The organism is Denitrificimonas caeni (genome assembly GCF_905120345.1).
In the GTDB taxonomy this organism is placed as follows: Bacteria; Pseudomonadota; Gammaproteobacteria; order Pseudomonadales; family Pseudomonadaceae; genus Denitrificimonas; species Denitrificimonas caeni_A.
Window position 1 is genome coordinate 260,146 of sequence record NZ_CAJHOA010000001.1, and the last position, 22,831, is coordinate 282,976.

At 48.1% G+C, this 22,831-nt stretch carries 24 protein-coding genes and 1 other RNA gene; 10 read left to right on the plus strand and 15 right to left on the minus strand.

All coding sequences use genetic code 11. The annotated features are described in order from the left end of the window. The 3 genes from JYJ62_RS01165 to JYJ62_RS01175 form a co-directional block, all read right to left on the minus strand. Complete coding sequence (locus JYJ62_RS01165; protein WP_205340345.1) at positions 1-1,329, minus strand: spinster family MFS transporter; 1,329 nt, start codon at positions 1,327-1,329, stop codon at positions 1-3. Between the two features lie 135 nt (positions 1,330-1,464). After that, a complete protein-coding gene (locus JYJ62_RS01170; RefSeq protein WP_205340346.1) occupies positions 1,465-2,244 on the minus strand; it encodes a hydroxypyruvate isomerase family protein in 780 nt (259 codons plus the stop codon). Beyond that, positions 2,244-3,131 (minus strand): NAD(P)-dependent oxidoreductase, encoded by an 888-nt coding sequence (locus JYJ62_RS01175; protein WP_205340347.1) that lies wholly within the window; start codon positions 3,129-3,131, stop codon positions 2,244-2,246. Before JYJ62_RS01175 ends, JYJ62_RS01170 begins: the two co-directional genes overlap by 1 nt. Positions 3,132-3,223: 92 nt before the next feature. On the opposite strand from JYJ62_RS01175, the gene JYJ62_RS01180 reads away from it, so the two are divergent. The 4 genes from JYJ62_RS01180 (at position 3,224) to cobS (ending at position 6,062) form a co-directional block, all read left to right on the plus strand. Continuing rightward, positions 3,224-3,538, plus strand: coding sequence for a DUF2288 domain-containing protein (locus JYJ62_RS01180; protein ID WP_205340348.1), 315 nt, complete (start codon positions 3,224-3,226; stop codon positions 3,536-3,538). A gap of 87 nt (positions 3,539-3,625) precedes the next feature. Then, positions 3,626-4,681: a nicotinate-nucleotide--dimethylbenzimidazole phosphoribosyltransferase gene (gene cobT / locus JYJ62_RS01185; RefSeq protein WP_205340349.1), complete on the plus strand. Its 1,056-nt coding sequence runs from the start codon at positions 3,626-3,628 to the stop codon at positions 4,679-4,681. After that, complete coding sequence (locus tag JYJ62_RS01190) at positions 4,681-5,295, plus strand: histidine phosphatase family protein (protein ID WP_205340350.1); 615 nt, start codon at positions 4,681-4,683, stop codon at positions 5,293-5,295. Before cobT ends, JYJ62_RS01190 begins: the two co-directional genes overlap by 1 nt. Next, positions 5,292-6,062: an adenosylcobinamide-GDP ribazoletransferase gene (cobS, locus tag JYJ62_RS01195; protein WP_205340351.1), complete on the plus strand. Its 771-nt coding sequence runs from the start codon at positions 5,292-5,294 to the stop codon at positions 6,060-6,062. The genes JYJ62_RS01190 and cobS overlap by 4 nt, the downstream gene beginning before the upstream one ends. Positions 6,063-6,142: 80 nt before the next feature. Here cobS and JYJ62_RS01200 read toward each other — a convergent pair whose 3' ends face one another. From JYJ62_RS01200 to JYJ62_RS01230, 7 genes are all read right to left on the minus strand, one after another. Then, positions 6,143-6,667: a rhodanese family protein gene (locus JYJ62_RS01200; RefSeq protein ID WP_205340352.1), complete on the minus strand. Its 525-nt coding sequence runs from the start codon at positions 6,665-6,667 to the stop codon at positions 6,143-6,145. 239 nt (positions 6,668-6,906) lie between these two features. Further along, positions 6,907-7,506 carry a recombination mediator RecR gene (gene recR / locus JYJ62_RS01205; RefSeq protein ID WP_205340353.1) on the minus strand — a complete coding sequence of 200 codons (600 nt, stop codon included), beginning with the start codon at positions 7,504-7,506 and terminating at the stop codon, positions 6,907-6,909. A 117-nt stretch (positions 7,507-7,623) separates the two neighbouring features. Beyond that, positions 7,624-7,947, minus strand: coding sequence for a YbaB/EbfC family nucleoid-associated protein (locus JYJ62_RS01210; RefSeq protein ID WP_205340354.1), 324 nt, complete (start codon positions 7,945-7,947; stop codon positions 7,624-7,626). A 10-nt stretch (positions 7,948-7,957) separates the two neighbouring features. Then, a complete protein-coding gene (gene dnaX, locus JYJ62_RS01215) occupies positions 7,958-10,027 on the minus strand; it encodes a DNA polymerase III subunit gamma/tau (protein WP_205340355.1) in 2,070 nt (689 codons plus the stop codon). A 141-nt stretch (positions 10,028-10,168) separates the two neighbouring features. Then, positions 10,169-10,265: signal recognition particle sRNA small type (gene ffs, locus JYJ62_RS01220), an RNA gene on the minus strand. A 228-nt stretch (positions 10,266-10,493) separates the two neighbouring features. Then, on the minus strand, positions 10,494-10,856 hold the full coding sequence (locus tag JYJ62_RS01225) for a hypothetical protein (RefSeq protein ID WP_205340356.1): 363 nt from the start codon (positions 10,854-10,856) through the stop codon (positions 10,494-10,496). A gap of 9 nt (positions 10,857-10,865) precedes the next feature. After that, positions 10,866-12,209, minus strand: a complete 1,344-nt coding sequence (locus tag JYJ62_RS01230; RefSeq protein ID WP_205340357.1) for a sulfite oxidase — start codon at positions 12,207-12,209, stop codon at positions 10,866-10,868. Between the two features lie 263 nt (positions 12,210-12,472). Between JYJ62_RS01230 and cls the strand changes: the two genes are divergently transcribed. Further along, positions 12,473-13,903, plus strand: a complete 1,431-nt coding sequence (cls, locus tag JYJ62_RS01235) for a cardiolipin synthase (RefSeq protein ID WP_205340358.1) — start codon at positions 12,473-12,475, stop codon at positions 13,901-13,903. Positions 13,904-14,089: 186 nt separating this feature from the next. Here the strand turns inward: cls and JYJ62_RS01240 are convergent, their stop codons facing one another. Continuing rightward, positions 14,090-14,656, minus strand: coding sequence for a sn-glycerol-3-phosphate transporter (locus JYJ62_RS01240; RefSeq protein ID WP_232365688.1), 567 nt, complete (start codon positions 14,654-14,656; stop codon positions 14,090-14,092). Positions 14,657-15,321: 665 nt separating this feature from the next. Between JYJ62_RS01240 and JYJ62_RS01245 the strand changes: the two genes are divergently transcribed. The 3 genes from JYJ62_RS01245 to JYJ62_RS01255 all read left to right on the plus strand — a co-directional run bounded on the left by JYJ62_RS01245 (position 15,322) and on the right by JYJ62_RS01255 (position 17,763). After that, positions 15,322-16,002 carry an ABC transporter ATP-binding protein gene (locus JYJ62_RS01245; RefSeq protein ID WP_205340359.1) on the plus strand — a complete coding sequence of 227 codons (681 nt, stop codon included), beginning with the start codon at positions 15,322-15,324 and terminating at the stop codon, positions 16,000-16,002. Continuing rightward, a complete protein-coding gene (locus tag JYJ62_RS01250; RefSeq protein WP_205340360.1) occupies positions 16,002-17,021 on the plus strand; it encodes an ABC transporter permease in 1,020 nt (339 codons plus the stop codon). Before JYJ62_RS01245 ends, JYJ62_RS01250 begins: the two co-directional genes overlap by 1 nt. A gap of 127 nt (positions 17,022-17,148) precedes the next feature. After that, positions 17,149-17,763, plus strand: a complete 615-nt coding sequence (locus JYJ62_RS01255; RefSeq protein WP_205340361.1) for a GNAT family N-acetyltransferase — start codon at positions 17,149-17,151, stop codon at positions 17,761-17,763. Here JYJ62_RS01255 and tyrP read toward each other — a convergent pair. The 4 genes from tyrP to JYJ62_RS01275 all read right to left on the minus strand — a co-directional run bounded on the left by tyrP (position 17,760) and on the right by JYJ62_RS01275 (position 21,728). Further along, the gene (gene tyrP / locus JYJ62_RS01260; protein ID WP_205340362.1) at positions 17,760-18,968 is read right to left on the minus strand and encodes a tyrosine transporter TyrP; all 1,209 of its coding nucleotides are present in this window, start codon (positions 18,966-18,968) and stop codon (positions 17,760-17,762) included. The two genes, JYJ62_RS01255 and tyrP, sit on opposite strands and share 4 nt — an antisense overlap. A 192-nt stretch (positions 18,969-19,160) precedes the next feature. After that, on the minus strand, positions 19,161-20,843 hold the full coding sequence (ilvD, locus tag JYJ62_RS01265) for a dihydroxy-acid dehydratase (RefSeq protein ID WP_205340363.1): 1,683 nt from the start codon (positions 20,841-20,843) through the stop codon (positions 19,161-19,163). Between the two features lie 182 nt (positions 20,844-21,025). Continuing rightward, positions 21,026-21,223: a CPXCG motif-containing cysteine-rich protein gene (locus tag JYJ62_RS01270; RefSeq protein ID WP_205340364.1), complete on the minus strand. Its 198-nt coding sequence runs from the start codon at positions 21,221-21,223 to the stop codon at positions 21,026-21,028. A 112-nt stretch (positions 21,224-21,335) separates the two neighbouring features. Next, entirely contained in the window at positions 21,336-21,728 is a 393-nt protein-coding gene (locus JYJ62_RS01275) for a VOC family protein (RefSeq protein ID WP_205340365.1), read from the minus strand. Between the two features lie 242 nt (positions 21,729-21,970). Between JYJ62_RS01275 and JYJ62_RS01280 the strand changes: the two genes are divergently transcribed. After that, positions 21,971-22,345, plus strand: coding sequence for a PepSY domain-containing protein (locus tag JYJ62_RS01280; RefSeq protein ID WP_205340366.1), 375 nt, complete (start codon positions 21,971-21,973; stop codon positions 22,343-22,345). Further along, on the plus strand, positions 22,342-22,812 hold the full coding sequence (locus tag JYJ62_RS01285) for a DUF2271 domain-containing protein (protein WP_205340367.1): 471 nt from the start codon (positions 22,342-22,344) through the stop codon (positions 22,810-22,812). Before JYJ62_RS01280 ends, JYJ62_RS01285 begins: the two co-directional genes overlap by 4 nt. The last annotated feature ends 19 nt before the right edge of the window (positions 22,813-22,831 follow it).

Consider the following 22,831-nt stretch of genomic DNA (forward strand, 5'->3'; position numbering starts at 1 on the left):
TCATTGTTGCGCTGATTGCGCCATTTTCTGCGCATCATGTCTAAAGGTGCGCATCGCAATCAACAAAAACACTCCAGTGAAACCCATAGCCACCGGTACTAAATACAGTGCAGTATGCAAACCAACTGCGCGAAAGGCCTCGTTTATCTCACTGGCACCCGCAGCGAGCATCGCTTGTTGGGCAAAGTAGTCAGATAAGCCGCCAACAATTAATGGGCCTAAACCACCGCCCAGTAAATATAAACCAGCGAAGAACAACGCCATCGCGGTTGCACGTAAGCGTGGCTCGACGACATCCTGCACCGCAGTATACACGCAGGTATAGAAGTTATAGGCAAACACCCAGCCTGCAGCAAACAAGCCGACAAACACTGCAACATCAATTTTTCCAGCGGCTAAAGCAATCCCAGTCAACAAGCTGGTCAGCAATAAACTCACCGCACCAAATAACAAACGCCCATTGGCCATACGCACATGCAAGCGGTCGGCAATCCAACCGCCTAAGGGTAACGCCACTAAACCAGTAACGCCAACAATCACACCAACCGACATCGCCGCTTGGCTGAGTTCTAAAGCAAAATAGCGCTGCAGCATCGGTACCATAAAGGAGGTATTGGCGTAAGTTGCAAAGTTGTAGCAGAGCCCTGCCAGGGTCAACCACCACATGCTTGGAATCGCTAATATTTTACGAATCGGTTGTGTCACAGCGGTGCTGTCGACGGCAATCACTTCGGCGGCACCACGCTTGGGTTCACGGATCATAAAGATAAATAGCGCTAAAATAATGCCCGGTACAGCAGCAATAAAAAACGGCGCTCGCCAGCTATCAAATGTTCTCACTATCGCACCGGTGGTGAAAAACGCCAATAATAAACCCAGTGGCAAACCGAGCATAAAAATGCCCATCGCCCGTGCACGGCGATTGGCTGGAAACATATCACCGATTAAGGAGTTAGCCGCCGGCCCATAACTGGCCTCACCAATACCTACCCCCATGCGCGCTAATAAGAAACCCCAGAAGCCTTGTACCGCACCATTCACTGCTGTTAAAGCACTCCAGAGTAACAGCCCCCAGCCCATGATTCTCTTGCGCGAGCCAGTATCAGCCATCCGCCCCAAAGGTAACCCAGCTAGCGCATAAACGATGGTAAACGCCGTACCCAGCATACCAATTTGAAAATCGCTGAGACTCCACTCCAGCCGAATCGGCTCCATCACAATGCTCGGCACAGCACGATCAAAGAAGTTAAATAAATTCGCTAAAAACAATAAAAACAACACTCGCCAAGCGTTCTCAGCTTGTTGCGATTGATGGACTATTTGCTGCATAAAACCTTACACCTTATTGTCTTGTGTTTATTACTGGGGGTTCATTGCAGCCACTGCGCAGTACTCTCGATCACGCCACTTCGGCTGATATGTGACAAACTTAGCCTGCTCGCCACGTCAGCACCGTTAACCAAACTAAACAAAAGGCGGCGTCTGCAGCCAAGCCAAACTCGCCGCAGTCGTGCTGCTTGGTCGGTACTCAGCAGCCATCGCACCTTGGTAACCCGCTTGCTCAAGTGCGTGCCAGATTTCGCTAAAATCCAGCGCACCTGTGCCCGGCTCTGCGCGGCCTGGACAGTCAGCAAACTGTAGGTGTGCAACTTTATCAGTCAGTACCGCCAACGCCTGTTGCACACTGATACCTTGGCGGGCCATATGATACACATCCAATTGCGCAAAACAGTTGGGGTGACGTACTTCAGTTAATAACTCATCTAACTGTTCTGGCGTGTTGATTAAAAAGTCCGGCATATCAAGCGGGTTAATCGCTTCACAGAGTACCTTGATATGCAGTCGATCGAATGCTTGTGCGGCATCGCGCAGGTTCGCCGCTAAAGTTGCAAAAGCACGGCCACGTGAGCCGTCTTTAGGTAAGCGCCCCGCCAGTACATTGACCATGCGCGGACGGACCATTAAGGCATAACTCAATGCTTCATCTAAGGCGTCGGCAAACTGAGAGCGTGCGTCTGGATCGCAGGCTAAGCCATTACCGCCTTGCATTAAATCACCAGCAGGCAAATTGATTAACACCAAGGGCATGCCACAACGCTCTAACTCTTCTTTTAATTGCAGCGCTGGCACCTCATAAGGAAACTGGATTTCCACAGCAGAAAACCCCGCCGCAGCGGCGGCACGCACGCGCTGCAACAAGGGTAACTCAGTAAACAACATGGATAAATTAGCAACGATTTCCATTAGCTGTCTCCACCGTACAGTTTAATCAAGGTCGCAGGATCGGCGGCCAAGTAGCCTTGTGCCGCATGCGTTCGCATGAGCTGTGCGGCTAAACCACTCATTGGTGTCGCTGAGTTGTGGTTTTGCGAGAGTTTCACTGCCATATCGAGATCTTTTAATAAGGTCCGTACATGCCATTTAACCGGTGTAAATTCGCGCTTAGCCATTTGTGGTGCAAGAATCTGCAAGGGTTTGCTATCGGCAAAACCACCCGCCAACGCCGGCGCTAACAACGCCGCATCAACGCCAGCCTGCTGCGCCAAGGCCACCACTTCAGCAATCACCAGTGCATTACAGGCCACCAGCATTTGATTACAGACTTTAGCCACCTGCCCGGCACCCACAGGCCCCATATGGGTAATACGCTGACCTAAGTGCTGCAACACGGGTGTGACCTGCGCCAAGGCATTGGCATCACCACCAGCCATCATTGCTAAGCTGCCAGCCTCTGCACCGCCAACCCCCCCAGAGACCGGCACATCTAGCCACAGTGTGCCGTTAGTATCGAATAAGCGCTGCCCCATCTCACGGGTGGCAGCAGGCTCAATACTAGAGAAATCCACCAGGAGCTGTGTCTCCGTGATGGCCTGAGCAATCCCCTGCTCAGCAAACATCACCTCTCGCACCGCTTGCGTATCGGCGAGGCATAATAAAATAATATCCGTTTGCGCGCACAACTCAGCCGGCGTTTGCACTTGTTGTGCTCCCAGAGCAACTAACGGTGCACATTTTTCAGGACTTCGATTCCAAACGATAAGCGGATAGCCAGCCGCTAATAAGCGCTGACACATCGGCAGCCCCATTAAGCCAATTCCGGCAAACGCTAAACGTGGTAATGATGTTTGCATAAAACTCTCCAATTCGCTGAGCAGTCGAGCACTGCCCCTTGGGTGATAGTGCAACTCAGGCTATCATGCCCACTTTTATCACGAGAAAAAACATGTCGAACGAAATCAGCAACTTATACGCCCAACTTCTTGGCGAAACGGCACAAATCAGTTGGGCCGAGGTGATGCCGCAATTTGCTAAGGGTAATGTCCTCTGGGTCGCCAGTGATCAAGACTTAGTGGCGGTTGCTGAGCATATTATCAATGACGATAAAAAGCAGGTCAGCGCCTTGATGCAGCAAAAAGCCTTACATGTTTTAACTGATGAAATTGCACTCGATTATGCTCAACGTGACCCAGAACTGTGGGCGGTAGTAGTAACACCTTGGGTCTTGCTGCAAGAGCGTCTAACACCGACCACTCACTAATCTGTCGTGATACAGCATGCTGTCCAACAGTCGCAAGCAAGTAAAATACTAGGCTCTAGATTTTAAAAGACAATTAAGCGGAAAACCATGACTCAACAACACTGGTGGTTAAATGCCGCCGCCAAGCTCTCTGAATCCGCACAGCAACAAGCGCAGACGCGGCAAAACCAGCTGACTAAACCGCAAGGTTCTTTAGGCCGCTTAGAAAGCATAGCCATTCATTTGGCCACTATGCAAAACAAGCTTAAGCCGCAGATTCAGCAACCACATATGCTGGTGTTTGCTGGCGATCACGGTATCGTCGCGCAAGGGGTGTCGGCTTTCCCACAATCGGTCACCATTGCCATGCTGACTAACTTTGTCAAGGGTGGAGCAGCGGTCGCAACCTTATGTAAACAGCAGCAGATTGAGTTGAGTGTCATTAACTGTGGTACTGCCACTGCCTGTGAACACTTAACCAACATTATCCACCGGCCTATTATGCCCGGCACGCATGATTTCTCGCAGCAGGCAGCGATGAGTGCCGAGCAAACGTTGCTAGCGCTGACGTTGGGTAAAGAACAGGTCGAGCGCGTGGCTAGCAATGCCTGTGACTTTTTGATGCTAGGTGAAATGGGCATCGGCAATACCTCTGCCGCGAGCTGCTTAAGCGCATTGTTGTTAACAGAAGACGTCAGCACACTGACGGGCGCAGGTACCGGTCTAGAAGGTGCAGCCTTAGCACACAAACAAAAAGTATTAACCACCAGTGTTGCACGCGCTGCGCCACTGGTTAACACCGCCTTACACGCATTAGAGCAGGTTGGCGGATTAGAAATCGCAGCGATTACGGGGGCTTATATTCGTGCCAGCCAGCTCGGTATCCCCTGCTTTGTTGATGGTTTTATTACCACCGCTGCAGCTTTATTGGCGGTCAGGTTAAATCCTGGTGTACGAGCATGGTTACTCTTCTCGCACCATTCCGCCGAGTTAGGCCATAGCGCATTATTAACAGCTTTAGATGCACAGCCACTGCTAAATTTAGGGATGCGCTTAGGCGAAGGTTCGGGCGCAGCAGTCGCCTATGCAATCGTACAGCAGGCATTAACTATTCATAATAATATGGCCACCTTTACCGAAGCCGCAGTGGAAAATAAAACCTAATGATCACGACCTACATCGATATTATTCGTCATGGCGAACCCGAAGGCGGCAATGTTTTTCGTGGCCGTACTGATCACTGCTTAACCGAGTTAGGCATTGCGCAATTTCAGCAGCGCACTCAAGGTTTAGGACATCGTTGGCAGCAGGTGGTGAGCTCACCTTTAATGCGTTGTCAGCAGTCGGCAGAATTATTAGCGGCGGCACACAGCATTCCTCTGTCTATCGAACCCAACTTCGCCGAAATACATTTTGGCGAGTGGGAAAATCAATGTGTTGATAAAGTCATGACAGAGGAAAACATCAGCCAGCTTTGGCAAGACCCAATGAATTTCTGTGCTCCGCAGGGTGAATCCACAGCCGCTTTACAGCAGCGTACATTGCAGGCTTGGCAGCAGTTATTAAAAACTCATCAAGGCAACAGAGTTTTAGTGGTCACTCACGGTGGCGTGATGCGTGTGCTGGCGCAGCACTTATTAGAATTGGCACCGAATGCGATGAATAAACTCAGCTTGCCCTACGCGGCAGTGATGAGTTTTAAAGTGATCGAAGCAGAACATGAAGGTCAGCGACAGCAATGGATCAGTCTGGTCAGTATGGACGGAACAGAATTGTGAGCACCTATTATTGGGGGTTTTGGTATGCGCTGATTTTTTTAAGCCGCGTACCAGGCCCGTATTTAAAGCGTATTGATCAAGAAGTGCAGCAAGCTGCCATGTGGTTTTACCCCATCGTTGGTGCAATCCTAGGGCTGCTTTTAGTCACCTTAGTATATTTGTGTTTCCAATATAATTCGCAAGCACCGCTATTCTTAGTTGCGGCTCTAGTGTTGGCGCTTTGGGTATACTTTACTGGTGCCATGCACTTGGATGGTGTGGCGGATACCGCTGATGCTTGGGTCGGTGGCTTGGGCAATCATCAGCGCACCTTAGAAATCATGAAAGACCCGCGAGTTGGCTCGATGGGCGTCGCTGCGATGGCGGTAGTTTTATTGGTAAAACTTGCCGCGATTGTTGCCTTAATCGAACAAGCGCACAGCAATATATGGCCATTGCTTGGTGGCTTGCTATTGATTCCGATGATGGCCAGAGCTGGCATTATCGGCTTAATGGCAACGACCTCCTATGTACGTAAGCAAGGCATGGTTAGCGACACTCAGAGTGCCGCCACTAAAAGCAAAGTCATAGTGATGACTGTTAGTTTGGCACTGCTAGCTCTGCCAATGTTGCAAGAAAAAGCATTGTTGGTGCTGCTGGTCTGGCTGGCTGTATTAGCTGGCTATCGTGCCGCTCTTAAAAAGCGCTTGGGCGGCTATACTGGTGATACCCTTGGTGCAGCAGTCGAAATTCAAGAAGCAGTGCTGTTAGCGGCATTCGTTTTATAAGTCTTGGCTATCGCGTAAGAGAGATGTCACTGCAGACAGAAAGGCAAGCCCAATGCAGGCTTGCCTCAAAATCTTGGCAGTTATGACGCGATCGTTTTATTCCACGGCATTTTCATCAGCATCCGCGCCAAGCCACAGAAACCAGTTGTACCGGCAAGCACCATACCCGCACCTACCAACCCAGCAATGGCATACAACCATGGCGAGACGGTGCTGCCCAACACTACACCCAGTAAAATCATTAGCCCCGCACCTATCTGCACTTGACGCTGTAACTCTAAAGGCTGGGACGCATCGGTCACCACTGGCAAACCGGCTTTTTTCCAGCCATCCAGTCCGCCTTCTAAAATATAGACTTCACAGGTCGCGCAGTTATCTAGCACACCGGCATTCATCACGGTACGGTTACCGGAGCGACAATGGAAAATAATTGCATTGGCAGCATTGTTTGGCATCCCTTGGCTGCTTAATTGCTCCATAGGCATATGCTGTGCAGCAGCAATATGCTCGCGTGCATATTCATCGGCGCCACGGATATCGATTAATACAGCACCTTGTGCCAACAACTCTTGTGCAGCCTGCGGCGTTAGGACCTTGCTTGACATGAAAAACCCTTTAAATAAAACCTAATACGGCGGAAAGACAGCATGTTGTGACGGCCTGTATCAGACAGCCTCGCCATGCCGCGCACTATAATCTATATATAAGTATATATTATATGCATATATTTAAATAGAATTTTCAGGACTTATGCGGAAATATAATGGAGCAGTCATAGCAGAAAATACCGCTAGATTTAGAGAATTAGCGGTTTATAGCTAGAGGCGCAGTATGCAAAGACATACTAGAGCTGTATCGGTCTACGTCCAGAAAACGCATGACTGAGGGTGCCACCATCGACCATCTCCAGCTCCCCGCCAAGCGGCATGCCGTGGGCCAAGCGCGAAATAATCAGTTGCTTTTCGGCTAAGATTTGCGCGATATAATGCGCAGTGGCTTCGCCTTCCACGGTAGGGTTGGTGGCTAAAATAACCTCACTAAAGCGACCCTTATTGATTCGGCCAATCAGCTCTGGGATTCCAATATTTTCGGGACCCAAGCCATCTAAAGGTGATAAATGCCCTTTTAAAACAAAGTAGCGCCCGCGATAGCCGGTTTGCTCCACTGCATAAACATCCATCGGCCCTTGCACAATACACAGCAGGCTTTCGTCACGCCGTTGATCACTGCACAGATGGCACAGCTCTTCTTCGCTTAAGCTACGACATTCACGGCAATAACCGACACCATTCATCGCTTGAGTTAAAGCTTGCGCTAAACGCTGGCCACCGCTGCGGTCACGCTCCAGTAGTTGTAATGCCATCCGCTGGGCAGTTTTTTGTCCGACACCTGGCAAGACACGAAAGGCATCAATCAATTGACGTATTAAAGGACTAAACGACATGATTACTCAGCAATTTAAATAGCGTTGAATGGAGACTGTAGCGCTTTAGTCAGTTAAGCAATACCTGACTAGGCTAGCACGCAAACCGTACAGTACGGCCTGCGCGCTAGACATCACTTAGAACGGCATTTTAAAACCCGGTGGCAATTGCATACCATCGGTCATACCCGCCATGCTGCTTTGGCTATTTTGTTCGATTTTACGCACCGCATCATTGACTGCTGCGGCAATGAGGTCTTCGAGAATTTCTTTCTCCTCCTGCAGCAAGCTATCATCAATGCTGACCCGACGCACATCATGACGACCGGTCATCACGATGCTGACTAAGCCTGCACCAGATTGACCGGTCACTTCAGCGTTCGCCAATTCTTCTTGCATCTTCTGCATTTTTTCTTGCATTTGTTGGGCCTGTTTCATCAGCCCAGCCATACCACCTTTCATACGAGATTCCTTACATTAGCGTGTCTATGGGTTCAATACTGTTGGCGCTGATTATAGCGCCAAATGTGTCCATCAGCTGCAAAACTATAGGATCAGAATGAATTGCAGCTTCTGCTTCTTGTTGACGCTTGGCTTGCTGACGTAACAATGCCAAAGCGGGGGTTTCTTCATTGGGTGCGTGCAACTCTATAAGCAATTCGATTGGCGCCGCCAACTGCGCATTAATCGCATCATTGATACGCTGCTGTTGGGTTTTATTAAACAAGGCGCTGTGATTTGGATCAAGGTGCAGCAGCCAAGTATCAGCGTTTTTTTCAATCAGCACCGTATTCGCGGCAATGCTGTGCGTCATACCAGCTAAGCTCAGTTGTAAAAAAATCTTTTGCCATTCAGCTGCCAGTCCGGTTGCCACTGGAATATTGGGCTGTAGATCTTCTACATGACCTCCTACTTGCACTGAAGCAGCATCATGACTGCTGATAGCGGAGAGATCAGCGTAATCTTGAAAGTTACTGGTATCTAGATAGGCTTCGTCATCATCGCCTTCAGCGGCAAATGCTTGACCGTAATCCTGCTCATAATTAGGCTCGAATTGCGGATCAGCATCATTGCTGTCTCTCACTGGATTATCTTGCTGCAGCGCTGCAGCGGCATCGGCTGGCGCGACAATCGCCTCTGGCTCTGCGGCCGACGTCATTGGTGTCGGCTCGGTAACCACTGGCGCGGATTCAAGCGGCTCTTCCCAAGGGGCATGAATATGTTCGACTGTATTGACTGGGCTGTAAGCAACTGACTCAGGCGCTGCACTCACTGGTGCTGTGACTTGAACCTCAGTGTTTTGCTGTGCCGCAATAACAGGTGCAGATACGACTGCAACTGGCGCAACGGCAGATGCAGTCGGCGCGGAAGTCTGTTGTCCAACTGAGTCAGGTGACGCTGACGGCGCAACCGCAGTCGGTTGGATCAATGGCGTACTCGGCGCAGTGCCTGGCAAGCTGGCCGGGCGAAACGCCAACATGCGCAGCAGGACCATTTCGAAACCATCACGCGGATCGGGTGCCAAGGGCAAATCACGACGCCCGAGCAAACCCAGCTGATAATAAAACTGCACGTCTTCTGCCGGCAGCAATACCGCCAGCTCTAGCACCTGCTCGCGATCGCCCTGCCCGTTATCAATCGCATCTGGCATCAATTGGGCAATTGCAATCCGGTGCAAGGCATTCAGAATTTCTGCCAAGACTCCAGCCCAATCAGGGCCATGCTCGGCTAAATGCGCAACAGCACTGAGCGCGGCACGAGCATCACCAGCAATTAACGCTTTGAGCACACCATAAATCTGTCCTTGATCCAACGTTCCGAGCATGGCGCGTACATCGTCGGCCATCACGCTGCCATCACCAAAGGACACCGCTTGATCAGTCAGACTCATCGCATCACGCATTGAACCATCGGCGGCACGACCGAGCAGCCACAGCGCATCATCTTCAAACGGAATATTTTCGCTGGTTAAGACATTTTGCAAATGGCCAACAATAGGTTCTGGCGGCATGTTTTTCAGCGAAAATTGCAAGCAGCGTGATAACACTGTTGCAGGTAACTTTTGCGGATCAGTGGTGGCCAGCAAGAACTTAACGTACGGCGGCGGCTCTTCCAAGGTTTTCAACAAGGCGTTGAATGAGCTGGTGGAGAGCATGTGTACTTCGTCAATCAGATAGACCTTATAACGCCCGCGGGTCGGCATATACTGCACGTTATCCAACATTTCGCGGGTGTCTTCCACCTTGGTTTTACTCGCCGCATCCACCTCGATCAGGTCGATAAAACGACCTTCGTCGATTTCACGACAAATTGAACAAACACCACACGGCGTTGAGCTGACGCCCTCTTCACAGTTCAAGCACTTGGCCATAATCCGCGCAATGGTAGTTTTACCCACACCGCGAGTACCGGTAAATAAATAGGCGTGGTGCAAGCGCTGATGATCAAGGGCATTGATCAATGCTTTTAAAACGTGGGTTTGCCCAACCATTTCACGGAATGAACGGGGGCGCCATTTGCGGGCTAAAACCTGATAACTCATAGCAACCGTAGACCAGCAAGAAAACAGACCCACATGCTAACGGAGGACAGTAGAAAATGCACCCGCAACACAGAATTGGGATGAGTTTTATTTAACAATTATGAAGAGGATTGTCACGAATCAAACAGATTAGGTGGCAACCACTGCCAGCCACACCCCGGCACACAATGTCACCGCTATGGCTGCTCCCTTCCAGGCCTGACCAGGTTAACGGTTAATCGTTGCGAGGGGACCGACAGGGTCGCCATAACGCGCGCATCAAAGAATTGGTGCGCGGCTATTGTACTGATTTCCCAAGAAGATACAAGTCGTGGTTAGCCAAACCCAAATAGCAGAGTTTGTGCTGTCTTGTTAGCGCATTAGCAATATCTGATATTGAGTGAAAAGCGATCACCTCACCGACATTCTGTCATGCATAAAGACGCTACAAACTGCTGTAATAATCCTCTGATAAGATCAATAACCGCTAAGTCTTAGATGGACGATACGGGTTTGGCGGTAACTGATCGGCTCGTAATGCTGGACGACGCGTGCCTTCCTTAGGGCCGTAGTAGCTACTTAAGTACTCTAAAATAGTGTTCTCACTACTATCGTCCAGCTGCCATAGACCTTGTGTTTCCTGCATCCAGCGGATCAGCGACAGCCAATGTGCACGATCACCACTGTTCTGGGTGACCAAACTCGCCGAATGACAAGCAATACAATTATTACGGACTATCTCCCAGCCGGGAGCAATAACAAACCCCGTATTAGGGTCTTGCTCGGCGGCTAAAACAGGAGTGACCGACAGTCCCAGCACCAATAAACTCACAGCAATAGGATGTGCCATTATGCTCTCCTAGACAATTTGCACCGCAATACGGTGACAAGCATTGTTTAAATAGCCTTTAGGATTCCAGCCTGCGACTACCATGGGTTGCGACTCCCCTTCGCTGTCTACTGCTCTTGCCCAGATCTCGTAATAACCTTTTTCCGGGAATGTTAGTTCGCTGTGCCAATGCTGCCACGCCAAGCGATTAACCGGTGCTCGCAGTTCAGCTTTTTGCCAAGTAATCCCAAAATCAATAGAGACATAAAATTCAGCAACTTCCAAATCACCCGCCCACGCATGTCCGCGCACGGCTAAAGGCTTGCCCAACGGATGAGTGATACCTGTTTTAGGGAAGGTAATTAACGACCTCACTGGCATAGAGGTAATAATTTCCATGTCTTCATTCGGTACTTGTGTACCTGGTGCCACTGGGTATTTCGGTACATGATAAGCAGGAGACGCCATCTTATTGCCATCGTGGATTTTATCGCGTACCACAATTTTCTTCAGCCACTTACCTGAGGTAGACGCCGGCCAACCGCCACACACCAAGCGTAAAGGATGGCCGTTTAGCAACGGGATATCCTCGTCATTCATGGCCCAGGCAATTAAAGTCTCGTCTTCTAGAGCTTTAGACATAGGGACGCCACGCGAAATAGACTCTTTGCTGGTATCACCACTGAGGTGTAAATCAGCCCCGTAATAGCCAATATAAACAGCGTCGTCTTTAATACCACAGGCTTCCAGCACATCTCGCAGACGCGCACCAGTATATTTGGGGCACGCTACGGCACCCGTCGTCCATTGGTTACCACTCGCTGCAGGTGCGAATTCGCTACGCCCGTTGCCGCCGCACTCTACCATCAGCTGATAGCTATAGTGTTTGAAGCGTGACTTGAGTTCCGCCAAAGTAAAAACTGTTGGAGACGCACAAGACTCACCGGCAATTTCCAAGGTCCAACTGGCAGGATCTAATGATTTGATATCTGGGACCAAGCCATTGTTACGCACAAACATGTGCTTAGCCGGCGTGATCTCGTCATCCAGTAGATGGGGCGGTGTCTCGGCATTGAGCGGCCGATCGTTCAGAACGACCAGTCCTTCTTTGCCCGATATGGCAAAAGGCTCATCAGTCTGAGCAAATGCCGCGGGGATCAGTCCAGCTGGCATATTTTTTGAAAAAGGAATACTGGCTCCTATGGCCGTGACCATGGCGAGCAAACCACTACTCTTAAGAAACCCGCGTCGGCTACTCTTGTCAGTTTTACGGTTCCACAGTAGCTCATCCGCTTTAATGGGATCTTCTGCATACAATTCATGCAAGCCTTTACTGTGTTTATCCGACGGTGACTTATTGTTTTTATTGTCCATACTGATCTCCTTCTGGACGGTTAACCATCTATTGACCATCCAGTCCACTTTAGCGGTTCCATCACCGCTTGCAACTCTTTAGTGAATTTAATGTAACGACTTAGGGCTCATTTAGAAGACTCTAAATCACATTCAGCTGTATCAATTTAAGTGCGTATACCGTCATTTTTATTTCTCTATAACGACGCAGGCCATTCTTAACTGGCTAAAAAATACAGCATGTTTACCATTGCCGTGGCTTTTGCATTTTCACAGGACACTCAATGACCGTTCTTCTGGCTTTACACGCCTTGCTGGTTCTGACCTTTACCACCCGCATCCTTCTGCGTGACGACCTTTCTCCTCCCGGCCGTTTAGCGTGGTTTATCGTTTTAAACATATTCCCTTATTTAGGCAGTGCCACTTATTTTATGTTTGGTGAAATTGATATTGGTAATAGAGCGCATAAACGCCACGAGGAGATATTCGCTGAAATCAGAAGCAAAGCCACTGAGTTTATGGGTGTACCGACTAACAGCAGCGAGTTGATTAAGCGCATTTATCGGCCCGCGTTCCAATATGCGAGTTCAATTAATGGCTTTCATCCTCTGGGCGGTAACACGGCTGAATTGATGGCAGATGGCGATAGTACGCTAACCCGTATGGTGGCTGATATTGATGCTGCCAGCGATCATGTGCATGTGCTGTATTACATTTGGTTGACTGATAAAACCGGTACTGCAGTGACCGAAGCGTTGATCCGTGCCGCGCAACGCGGTGTCACTTGCCGGGTCATGGCTGATGGTCTCGGATCACGCGCATTGATCAAGTCGTCGCTCTGGAAAGGTATGCAAGCTGCGGGGGTTCAAGTCGCGGTGGCGTTGCCTTTTAATAATCTAATTCGTACGATTGTTACCAGCCGTTTTGATTTGCGCAACCACCGCAAGATCACCGTGATCGATGCGCGTATCACGTATTGTGGCAGCAGAAACTCGGCCGACCCAGAGTTCCTAGTTAAGAAGAAATACGGCCCTTGGATCGATATTATGTTGCGCTTTGAAGGCCCAGTAGTTGCCCAAAACCAGTTGCTGTTCGCCAGTGACTGGATGCAGGCTACAGGCCAGTCTTTGGATGTTATTCCACTGCAAGCCGAGGCTATAGCCGGTGGCTTTCCAGCGCAAGTGATGGGCGTCGGTCCAACAGAAAGACGGGGTGCGACGCCCCAACTCTTCTCTAATCTGTTTGCCTGTGCCGAACAGAAGATAACGCTGACAACGCCTTATTTCGTTCCCGATGCAACCGTGGTCGAAGCATTATGTGCAGCCGCACACCGTGGCGTGATGGTCACATTGGTTTACCCAAGGAAAAATGATAGCTGGATTGTTGCTGCGGCCAGCCGCAGTTACTACCACCGATTACTGGATGCCGGTTGCGTAATCTATGAGCATCGAGACGGACTACTGCACTCTAAAACCTTGACCATTGATGACAAAGTCAGTCTGATTGGCTCGTCAAATCTTGATTTGCGCAGTTTTGATCTGAACTATGAAAACAATATTTTGCTGCAAGACAAGAGTATCACCCTAGCCATTGCTGAACGCCAACAGCATTACATTAATCATTCTGACAAAATTGAATTGCTTGCCGTATTGGCGTGGCGTTATTACCGTCGAATCTGGAACAATATCATCGCGACAATTGGTCCAATTTTGTAAGACAAGACGGCTCGCTCATATCATTTTTAATGTCGCTGCCAGAAACCACAGTAACAGCGTTTTTTATGCATGAGCTGCTTGGATTGCAAACCTCGCTACAAAAGACTGAGCAAAGAGTTTGCAGTCTTATACTAGCTAGCCCCCGCAGTTACTGGACATCTATGGCGTACAGGATTGAGGTTAAAATTACAGTTGGACGCCAATATTGAGCATTGTTGCCGCTGCACCCAGTAAGACGATCTCAGCGCGCAAACGATGATATTTCACGCCAATTGAAGGAATGATGACGGGAGCTATTTCAAAGCGGTTAAGCGGGATTTTGTCGCGATATTCATCTTTATAGCCATACAGTAAACCCGCAGTGAGCTTGCTGTAAAAAGGTGTGCCAGCAAAGTCAAATTGCTTACCAATATAGCCGTAATAAGAGCGCTTATCATACGAGTGTAAAAAAGTTGCGCCACCCAATAAGTAGCTGTTTTCTGTATGACGCTCTAGACCCATCAGCTCTTGATGGTTGTTATGATCAGGGTTTTTCTTAAAGTGTCGAGTATAAACACTGGCCTGCACATACCAGTAAGGTTCTGCTGGTACGGGTTTAATGAGGTCGTAAACCAAAGAAGATAAGGTTATGCCTTGCTGCGCACTGGCTTCAGATTCTAGTCTAACGTTAGTGCCTTGCTCAGTTTGCGCCATGGATGGCAAAGAAAGAAGACAGAGTATCAATAAGCATGATTTTACAGGTATTGAGTTCATTGGTTTTCTGAGTGCTCAGGTTTTTAGTAGCAAACTCTAGGATAAATTTGCGCACGTATAATGCCACAAGCTGCTGTAGTGACCTAATTTTAGTGAGACAGAGGGCCTGTCAATAATAATAGTGGCCAAATAAACCGAAGAAAAGCATCTTCGTTCAGATACTCTAGCAGCCCCTAAGCCAGTCGTAACTGACACTATCCTTAGGATTTAACACCCAGCAGAGCTGCGCGTCTTCGCCTGCCATTACCTCTGCAAGAGTTTTATTTGACCTCTATTGAAGAGGATGCCTATACTTATTTCCTGTCAACCCTTCTGGATAGCTTAGAGCTCTTAGGTTAAGGACAAAACATAGGCTTCATTACTGATACCTTGGGGCAAAGAATTTAAACACTGGGGCCTTAAATAAGGTTGCTCAAATACCTAGGAGGTAATCATGATCGCTCTTTTAGTCGTTGTCATACTCGTTATCGTTATCATCAAAATTATTTAATCTGTACAAAAAGCATGTAGGGTCGATGAGTCGAGCATACATGTTTTTTTGAACCTGACCTTTTGTCATTATTCTCAGTGCTTGCTCAGTGATATCAAGTACGACATATTTGCTCCAGGCTTCGAAATCTGGTTCTATTACGTTTAAAATCTTATTTAAAATAGAACCTTAATATATGCAACTCCAAGTCAGGAATCTTGCCAAACTCTATACTCAAAATAGAGGTCTTTCTCCGACCAGCTTTGACGTCGCACAAGGCGAACTGATTGCTATTGTCGGCCATAACGGTGCTGGTAAATCCACCCTTCTGAAAATGCTCGCCAACTGGATTGCTCCAGACAGCGGTGACGTGATAATAGACGGAGTTGACCTGCGCAACAGAGCCGCAGCGGTAAGAAAAATAGGTTTTATTCCAGAAGATCCCAATCTTTTTGACTTTTTTTCAGTCGAGTACAATCTTAATTTATTCGCCAAACTGTCGCAAACACCCTTATTACGCGTAGAAGAGGTGTTGAACGAATTAAATCTACTGCCTTTTCGAAAGTCTAAGGTACAAACGCTATCCAAAGGTTTGAAACAACGCGTCAATATCGGTCGTGCTTTGCTGGCCAATCCCCCCCTACTGCTACTGGACGAGCCGACCTCAGGTCTCGACTTTGAGATGACCAGAGAAATTTACCGCGTGTTAAACACTATGCATGACGCCGGAAAAACTATTCTATTCACCTCCCACCGTCCCGAAGAAATCAAGAACCTCGCGACGCGCATCATGGTTCTGCACAATGGTAAAGTGATCTTCGATGGGTTTCCGCAGGAATATTTCCAGTCTGAAATTCATGCAGAGCTCTATTCATAATGAAAAACATCCTACTACTCGCACTCAACGATCTGGCTATCGCCTTAAAAAACAAGACCTTGTTACTTGTTCTTTTCATCCCGGTATTTGTTTTTATCTCTCTAAATCTAGTTGATAGCAATGACCCAGAAGCAGCTAAAATCCGAATAGGCCTGATCCAAGATTACGCCTACGCCGCAGAGATTACTCGTAGTATTGAGGCGGCTGAAGCATCTATTGCGGTGACTTGGCTGGAAGATAAAGAGCAGGGCTTACGTTTATTGAATGAGCACAAGATAGACGGCGTCTTTACAAATAACGAATCCGACAGACTTGCATTATTGGTTCTAAAGAAAGAATCGCTGCACACCATTGCCATCGTGCAAAGTTTCTCAGCTTTACAAAAAGCGGCGGAAGGTCATCGCCCAAGTTGGATAGCCGAGATTCAATCGCTGCACGAAGGCAATATGCAACGAGATACCCTACCAACGTGGATATTGATGGTCATTTTGCTTGTCGGCTTTATAATTCTCCCTGCTCAAGTCGCAGAGGAAAAAGAGAAAAAGCTACTACTAGGTCTGTTGCAAACCCCAATACATGAAGCGCAATGGCTTGCTGCAAAACTGATTTTAGGAATGGTTCTGATCATCGCAGCGACATTATTACTGCATTTATTAAGTAATTTCTGGCCGAAACATATATTCAGCTATTTTGCATTTATTTTAATGGGCAGTTTTTGTTTTAGCGCCTACGGTATTTTCTTGGGTTTTCTCTGTCGTAGTCAAGCCAGTGCAAGAACGCTAGGCGTGATCTTTTACTTACCACACCTACTTCCTTCAGCCATGGCCGATGTGTCGCAAAAGCTAACCTCAGTAGCCCCCTTCTTACCGTCTTACCAGCTGTATGAGCCGCTTCGATCGATACTGCTGGAAGATGGCAGCATGGAGAACATGTTGTTTGATGGGTTTTATTTGTGTTTGCTAGGGTCGCTGATGTTCTATCTGGCTTATCGGTTGATCAAAAAACGCTGGTTAATGTGATTTATTTTTAAATGACGCCTAAGCGTTAAACAACACTCTTAAGTACCCATTGCAGACACAGTCTTAACCCGTACACTGAGACTTAAGAAGTCATTACGTGATTTCATTTTACGCAAGGGCTGCCACAGTGAATACGACAAACTTTGCCATTCACTCTTTGGGTAAAAGTGATCTGTTAGCAGCGGCAGGTATTTGCGCTACAGCAATGAACAACAACCCGATTCACATCAAAGTATTCGGTGCTGACCCCGTTCTGCGCGAGCGCCGACTGCAACGTATGTTCTCAGGATTACTCATCTATGTTCATCGCAAAGGTGGGCTTTACGGTGCTTTTGTTGATGATGCCTTGACTGGTGTACTGGGCATGTTGCCACCAAAGAATTGTAAGCCTTCCGTGAGCGATCTATGGCAACTGCTGCCCACTTTGCTGACATCGAACAGCCCGCTTGGCACATTACGCTTGCTAGTCTGGCTCAACACCTGGGCTTTAATCGACCCAGCCGCGCCGCATTGGCATTTAGGTCCGCTGGCGGTAGCACCCGCGTGGCAGCATCGGGGCATCGGTACACAATTAATTGAGTTTGCTTGCAACAAAGGCGCTGGCGACAATCTTTATTTAGAAACCGACAAGCTCAGCAACGTCGAACTCTATCAACGCTTTGGCTTTTCTATCTTGGACACACCTACGATTCTGGGAATACCCAGCTGGGTAATGATGCGCTCAGATAGCAACGTGACTTAACCCGCACTTGGTAAGCTACTGGCAACAATCGTCAGTTGAATTGCAATGATGCCAATCCCCAAGGCAAAGACCAGTAGCAAACCCGCTTGACCGCCAAAAACGTGGTAGCCGCCTGCGTGCTGTTTACGGGTTTGCCGCACCAACAAAGCCGGTAGCAACAACGACAGCACCGACAAGGCAATCGCGGCAAAACCCAAGGCAAAAATAAAACCTTTCGGGTAAAACAGTGCAAATAATAACGGCGGAACAAAGGTAATCGCCCCCGTTTGCAGACGACCACTCGCGGTATTTTTCCGCTTAAAAAAGTCGGCTAAAAAGTCAAACAAGCCCAATGCCACCCCTAAAAATGAGGTAGCCAAGGCCAAGGCAGCAAACAGACGCACAGCCATCTCCACACGAGCGGTACCCATTACGGCTTTGACTGCTGCCAATAAGCCATTTAAACCGCTTTCATCAGCGAGAATACCGACAAAGGTATCCGACTCAATCGTGCCCAGCGTTGCCACTTGCCAAAAAATATAGACCAGTAATGGAATGGCGCTACCGATAATGAAAATCTTGCGCAGTTTAGCTGTATCGCCCTGCATATAATTGACGATACTCGGCACGCTGCCGTGGAAGCCAAACGAAGTAAATACAATCGGAATAGCTGACAACAATAAAGCCTGCTTAACCGGCATACTGAGCAAGTTAACCTGCTGCACATGCGGCAATAGCAGAATCAACATTGCGGCTAAAAAGAAGATTTTGGTGGCAAATAAACAACGGTTAATCAGGTCTACCGAGTGCGTACCAAAACACACCACCGCACCGCCGACACCGGCAAATAACAGTACGCCAAGATAATCAGGTAGACGTAAACCCAGCAGACTGTTTAAGGACTCGCTAATAATCTCGCCACCACCGGCCAAGTAGGCCGCGATCAACGAGTACATTAAGAACGGCATCGCTAGACTGGTAACCCAGCGTCCGGAAGCGCCTAAGTATTTATAGGACAAAGAGCTGAGTCCCATACTGGAATCGTTGTATTGGTAGGCTTCAACCAATAATAACGCGGTATAACTCATAATGCCCCACAGCCCAAATAACAGCAGCAAGGTGGTGACAAAGCCAACGCCCGCGGTGGCTAGAGGCATCGCCAACATCCCTGCACCTAAGGCGGTACCGGCAACAATAAAGACACTTCCAAAGGCACTATTTTTCACCCATTCCCCTCGCTTGGCTGCTGAGCAGTTGGCGTTATGCAGCTCAACAAGTGGTTTAAAAAGCCGTTATTATGCGTGAATTTTAAAGTTTATGCGGGATTGATTTAGCGTCTACTGCGCTTAACTGTCGGCGCTGTCGAAGTTAAGCCGTCCTTGGCTCACACTCGCTTAATGATCTAAATCTTAAGTTGATTAAAACGTATCAGTAATCGCGCCTTCCGAGGCCGAACCCACAGTTTTAGCGTACTTAGCCAAGACACCACGTTTCACATTCGGCTCAGGTGCTTGCCATGCGCTCAAACGTTGTTGCATCTCTTCAGCTGAAATTGCTAGGTTAATTTCATCATTTTCAGCGTCGATAATGATGGTATCGCCGTTTTCAATAATGGCGATGGGACCACCAACCATGGCTTCGGGGGTGATATGCCCAACCACAAAACCATGACTGCCACCGGAGAAACGACCGTCAGTAATTAACGCCACATCATTGCCCAGTCCACGCCCCATAATAGCCGAGGTTGGCGAGAGCATTTCACGCATGCCGGGACCACCCTTTGGGCCTTCGTAACGGATCACAATCACATCACCCGCCACCACTGTACCGTCTAAGATCGCTGCCATAGACTCTTCTTCAGAATTAAACACCCGTGCTTGGCCGGTAAACTTAGTTCCTTCTTGGCCACTGATTTTCGCTACCGCTCCAGTTGGCGCAAGGCTGCCGCGTAAGATGCGCAAATGACTGTCGGCTTTAAGCGGCTGATCAAATGGCATGATGATTTTTTGACCGTCTGGATAATCAGCGACGTCTGCCAAGTTCTGCGCAATGGTTTTACCATTAACAGTTAAGCAGTCACCATGCAGCAAGCCTTTGTCCAGTAAGCGCTTCATTAAAGGCGCAATCCCACCAATCCGAATCAAATCAGACATCAGATATTTACCGGATGGACGCAAGTCGGCCAAAACCGGTACATGCTTACCTATTGCAGTAAAATCATCAATGTTTAGCTCTACGTTGACCGCATCAGCCATGGCCAACAAGTGTAGGACTGCGTTGGTCGAACCACCTAAAGCAATCACGATGGTGATAGCATTTTCAAACGCTTTGCGTGTCATGATATCGCTGGGTTTAATATCATGTTCGATCAGCCAGCGAATGGCCTGACCTGCTCGCTGACAGTCATCACGCTTTTCCGCGGAAACCGCTTCTTGCGCAGAGCTGCCGGGCAAACTCATACCTAAGGCTTCAATCGCAGACGCCATAGTGTTCGCGGTGTACATTCCACCACATGAACCAGGTCCGGGGATGGCGGTCTTTTCAATGTCGACCACGTCTATCATGCTTAAATCGCCACGGGCATTGGCACCCACCGCTTCAAACACGGAGACAATATCAGTGTGGTTTTTACCTGGTTGAATGGTACCGCCGTAAATAAACAGTGCGGGGCGGTCTAAGCGCGCCATCGCCATTAAGCAGGCTGGCATGTTTTTATCACAACCACCAATGGCAATCAGCGCATCAAAGCCTTGACAGCCGACCACCGTCTCAATGGAATCAGCAATTACTTCGCGCGAAACCAACGAATACTTCATGCCTTGATAGCCGTTAGCAATACCATCAGAAATAGTAATGGTATTGAAGATAACGGGTTTAGCATCAGCGCCATACACGCCTTTAGCAACTTCTTCAGCTAAGCCATTGATATGGATATTGCAGGGCGTCACTTGGCTCCAAGTCGAAGCAATACCGACTTGTGGGCATTTAAAATCTTTATCTTCAAAACCGACGGCGCGCAGCATGGAACGTGCGGGGGCTTTTTGAATACCATCAACCAAAAGAGATGAGTATTTTCTATTGTTATCGTCTTTTGTAGTCATGTTCGCTCCAATAGCACAGGGTTATAGGCCACTATTAACTTAAAGCCTACTCAAAGTGACAGACGCTGAGTGCATACATGAGTGGTCTAGAGATCTAGCATTATATAACTGTCGTTACAGGGTGCTAATGATTACGATTAAGTATCGCAAGGGAAGCTATGCCAAACCGATACTTTCAACGTCTAATAGGTTTCATTTTCATCGCGTACCGACACAGATAAATTCCCCATTGAATCGACAGCAACATCAAATGTGATTGGCTTACAGCAGACCTGACAATCCTCAATGTACTGCTGCCCTGCTTCTTGAGGATCAACAAGCACTTCAATGGCTTCGCCACAGTATGGGCAGTAAACGACTTCTTCGGTTAAGAATTCCATAATTTTAGCGAGGGTCCGATAGTAGAAAGCATAACAGTCACATACAAAACGAGCGAGAGCCAGTCTAACTCAGGGTTTTATCGGCGATTTTCATTCGTTTGCTATCGCCCTCTTAGGGAAGCTGTGTAAATTCAATAACGTTTTTATCAGGATCTCGAATAAAAATAGACGTTTTCCCATCACCAAAGGTGACAGGGCCTTGCGTGATCTGCAATCCAATGGATTCAAGGTAATGCTTAGCGTTTTCGACTGAGTCGACTTCTACAGCGTAATGCGTATAACCAGGAAACTTTTGCTCAACGTCCATAAGAATATTCTTCTTATTGTTATTGCTGTCACCGCTGTCTAAAAGATTAAGCTCAACACCACTATCGTTTTTTAATACGACAACATGCTCTTTAGTATCATTTCTAGTAACAGTAAATCCTAGTTTTTGGTAAAAGTGAATGGCTACAAAAAAGTCCATGACCCTAATGCCAATATGATCAAGGCGCTTTATTTTCATAGTTTTATAACTCCTTTAGCGTTACATGAGCAGGCATATTTATATTTATTAAAAATAGCAATGTAATTATTTATAACAATAAGTATACCAATTATTCTGCTTTAGCTTCTATTTGGGTTATCTCAGCAAAAGAATAACCAACTCATTATTTAATTAATACAAGCAAAGTAAGCTCGATTCTTAAGGTTGACTTAAGGTGAGTGGCGCTATAATAAAAACGTAAGTCTTACTGGGGAAAAGTCATGAAGACACCACAGCTTATTACCACGCTACTCGCTGCCACTTTAATCAGTGCCGCGGCTCTCGCCGAAGACGACTGCAATGACCCAGTTACTAACTGGCAGTCTCGAGCGGCACTACGACAGATGCTCGAAGCTGAAGGCTGGACGATACACCGCATCAAGGTTGACGATGGTTGCTATGAAGTCAAAGGTTTCGATCAGGACGGCAACAAAGTCAAAGCAGAGTATTTTCCCTCATCATTGCGCTTGCGCAAGCTGGAGACCAAATTCAAGGAGGATGCAGTCATACCAGACGGTCTACCCACCAGAAACAAGCAAAAAAATCGAGAAAAACGCAACAATCGAGATAATCATGACAACGGAGAAAAACCATGAAAAAGCTCACTCTTGCTCTTGCCATGGCAGCTACTATCGCGCTGCCAACACTCGCCCAAGCGCGTGAGGTAACCTTTACTACCGAGCTGAAGAACTACGGCGGTGATGGTGCCTATCTAGCGCTTTACTTAGTTGATGCGAATGGCAAATATCAACGCACGCTTTGGCTTTCTGGAAAAAAATCAAAATATTACAAGCACCTGGCTGACTGGGCGCGTGGCAGCGGGTTGCGCAGCAGTGAATATGATGGGGTGACTGGCGCGAGCGTACTGAGCGGACAAGCACTCAACGTCACCGTTGATATTGCCGATGAACTGATTGACGCCGGATACGAAGTGCGCGTAGACACAGCGGTTGAGGATATGCGTGACAATCGTGCTGACGTTAGTGCGCCGTTGACCACCGATGGTGTAGGCAAGTCGTTTCCAGGTCGTGGTTACGTGCAATCACTGAGCTACACCTTCTGAATCTAAGCGCACAAGGAGT

What these genes read in the sequence shown, in the direction of transcription:
- JYJ62_RS01165 (WP_205340345.1), bottom strand. Translation starts at nt 1,329, where the DNA reads ATGCAGCAAATAGTCCATCAATCGCAACAAGCTGAGAACGCTTGGCGA.
- JYJ62_RS01170 (WP_205340346.1), bottom strand. Translation starts at nt 2,244, where the DNA reads ATGGAAATCGTTGCTAATTTATCCATGTTGTTTACTGAGTTACCCTTG.
- JYJ62_RS01175 (WP_205340347.1), bottom strand. Translation starts at nt 3,131, where the DNA reads ATGCAAACATCATTACCACGTTTAGCGTTTGCCGGAATTGGCTTAATG.
- JYJ62_RS01180 (WP_205340348.1), top strand. Translation starts at nt 3,224, where the DNA reads ATGTCGAACGAAATCAGCAACTTATACGCCCAACTTCTTGGCGAAACG.
- cobT (WP_205340349.1), top strand. Translation starts at nt 3,626, where the DNA reads ATGACTCAACAACACTGGTGGTTAAATGCCGCCGCCAAGCTCTCTGAA.
- JYJ62_RS01190 (WP_205340350.1), top strand. Translation starts at nt 4,681, where the DNA reads ATGATCACGACCTACATCGATATTATTCGTCATGGCGAACCCGAAGGC.
- JYJ62_RS01200 (WP_205340352.1), bottom strand. Translation starts at nt 6,667, where the DNA reads ATGTCAAGCAAGGTCCTAACGCCGCAGGCTGCACAAGAGTTGTTGGCA.
- recR (WP_205340353.1), bottom strand. Translation starts at nt 7,506, where the DNA reads ATGTCGTTTAGTCCTTTAATACGTCAATTGATTGATGCCTTTCGTGTC.
- JYJ62_RS01210 (WP_205340354.1), bottom strand. Translation starts at nt 7,947, where the DNA reads ATGAAAGGTGGTATGGCTGGGCTGATGAAACAGGCCCAACAAATGCAA.
- dnaX (WP_205340355.1), bottom strand. Translation starts at nt 10,027, where the DNA reads ATGAGTTATCAGGTTTTAGCCCGCAAATGGCGCCCCCGTTCATTCCGT.
- JYJ62_RS01225 (WP_205340356.1), bottom strand. Translation starts at nt 10,856, where the DNA reads ATGGCACATCCTATTGCTGTGAGTTTATTGGTGCTGGGACTGTCGGTC.
- JYJ62_RS01230 (WP_205340357.1), bottom strand. Translation starts at nt 12,209, where the DNA reads ATGGACAATAAAAACAATAAGTCACCGTCGGATAAACACAGTAAAGGC.
- cls (WP_205340358.1), top strand. Translation starts at nt 12,473, where the DNA reads ATGACCGTTCTTCTGGCTTTACACGCCTTGCTGGTTCTGACCTTTACC.
- JYJ62_RS01240 (WP_232365688.1), bottom strand. Translation starts at nt 14,656, where the DNA reads ATGAACTCAATACCTGTAAAATCATGCTTATTGATACTCTGTCTTCTT.
- JYJ62_RS01245 (WP_205340359.1), top strand. Translation starts at nt 15,322, where the DNA reads ATGCAACTCCAAGTCAGGAATCTTGCCAAACTCTATACTCAAAATAGA.
- JYJ62_RS01250 (WP_205340360.1), top strand. Translation starts at nt 16,002, where the DNA reads ATGAAAAACATCCTACTACTCGCACTCAACGATCTGGCTATCGCCTTA.
- ilvD (WP_205340363.1), bottom strand. Translation starts at nt 20,843, where the DNA reads ATGACTACAAAAGACGATAACAATAGAAAATACTCATCTCTTTTGGTT.
- JYJ62_RS01270 (WP_205340364.1), bottom strand. Translation starts at nt 21,223, where the DNA reads ATGGAATTCTTAACCGAAGAAGTCGTTTACTGCCCATACTGTGGCGAA.
- JYJ62_RS01275 (WP_205340365.1), bottom strand. Translation starts at nt 21,728, where the DNA reads ATGAAAATAAAGCGCCTTGATCATATTGGCATTAGGGTCATGGACTTT.
- JYJ62_RS01280 (WP_205340366.1), top strand. Translation starts at nt 21,971, where the DNA reads ATGAAGACACCACAGCTTATTACCACGCTACTCGCTGCCACTTTAATC.
- JYJ62_RS01285 (WP_205340367.1), top strand. Translation starts at nt 22,342, where the DNA reads ATGAAAAAGCTCACTCTTGCTCTTGCCATGGCAGCTACTATCGCGCTG.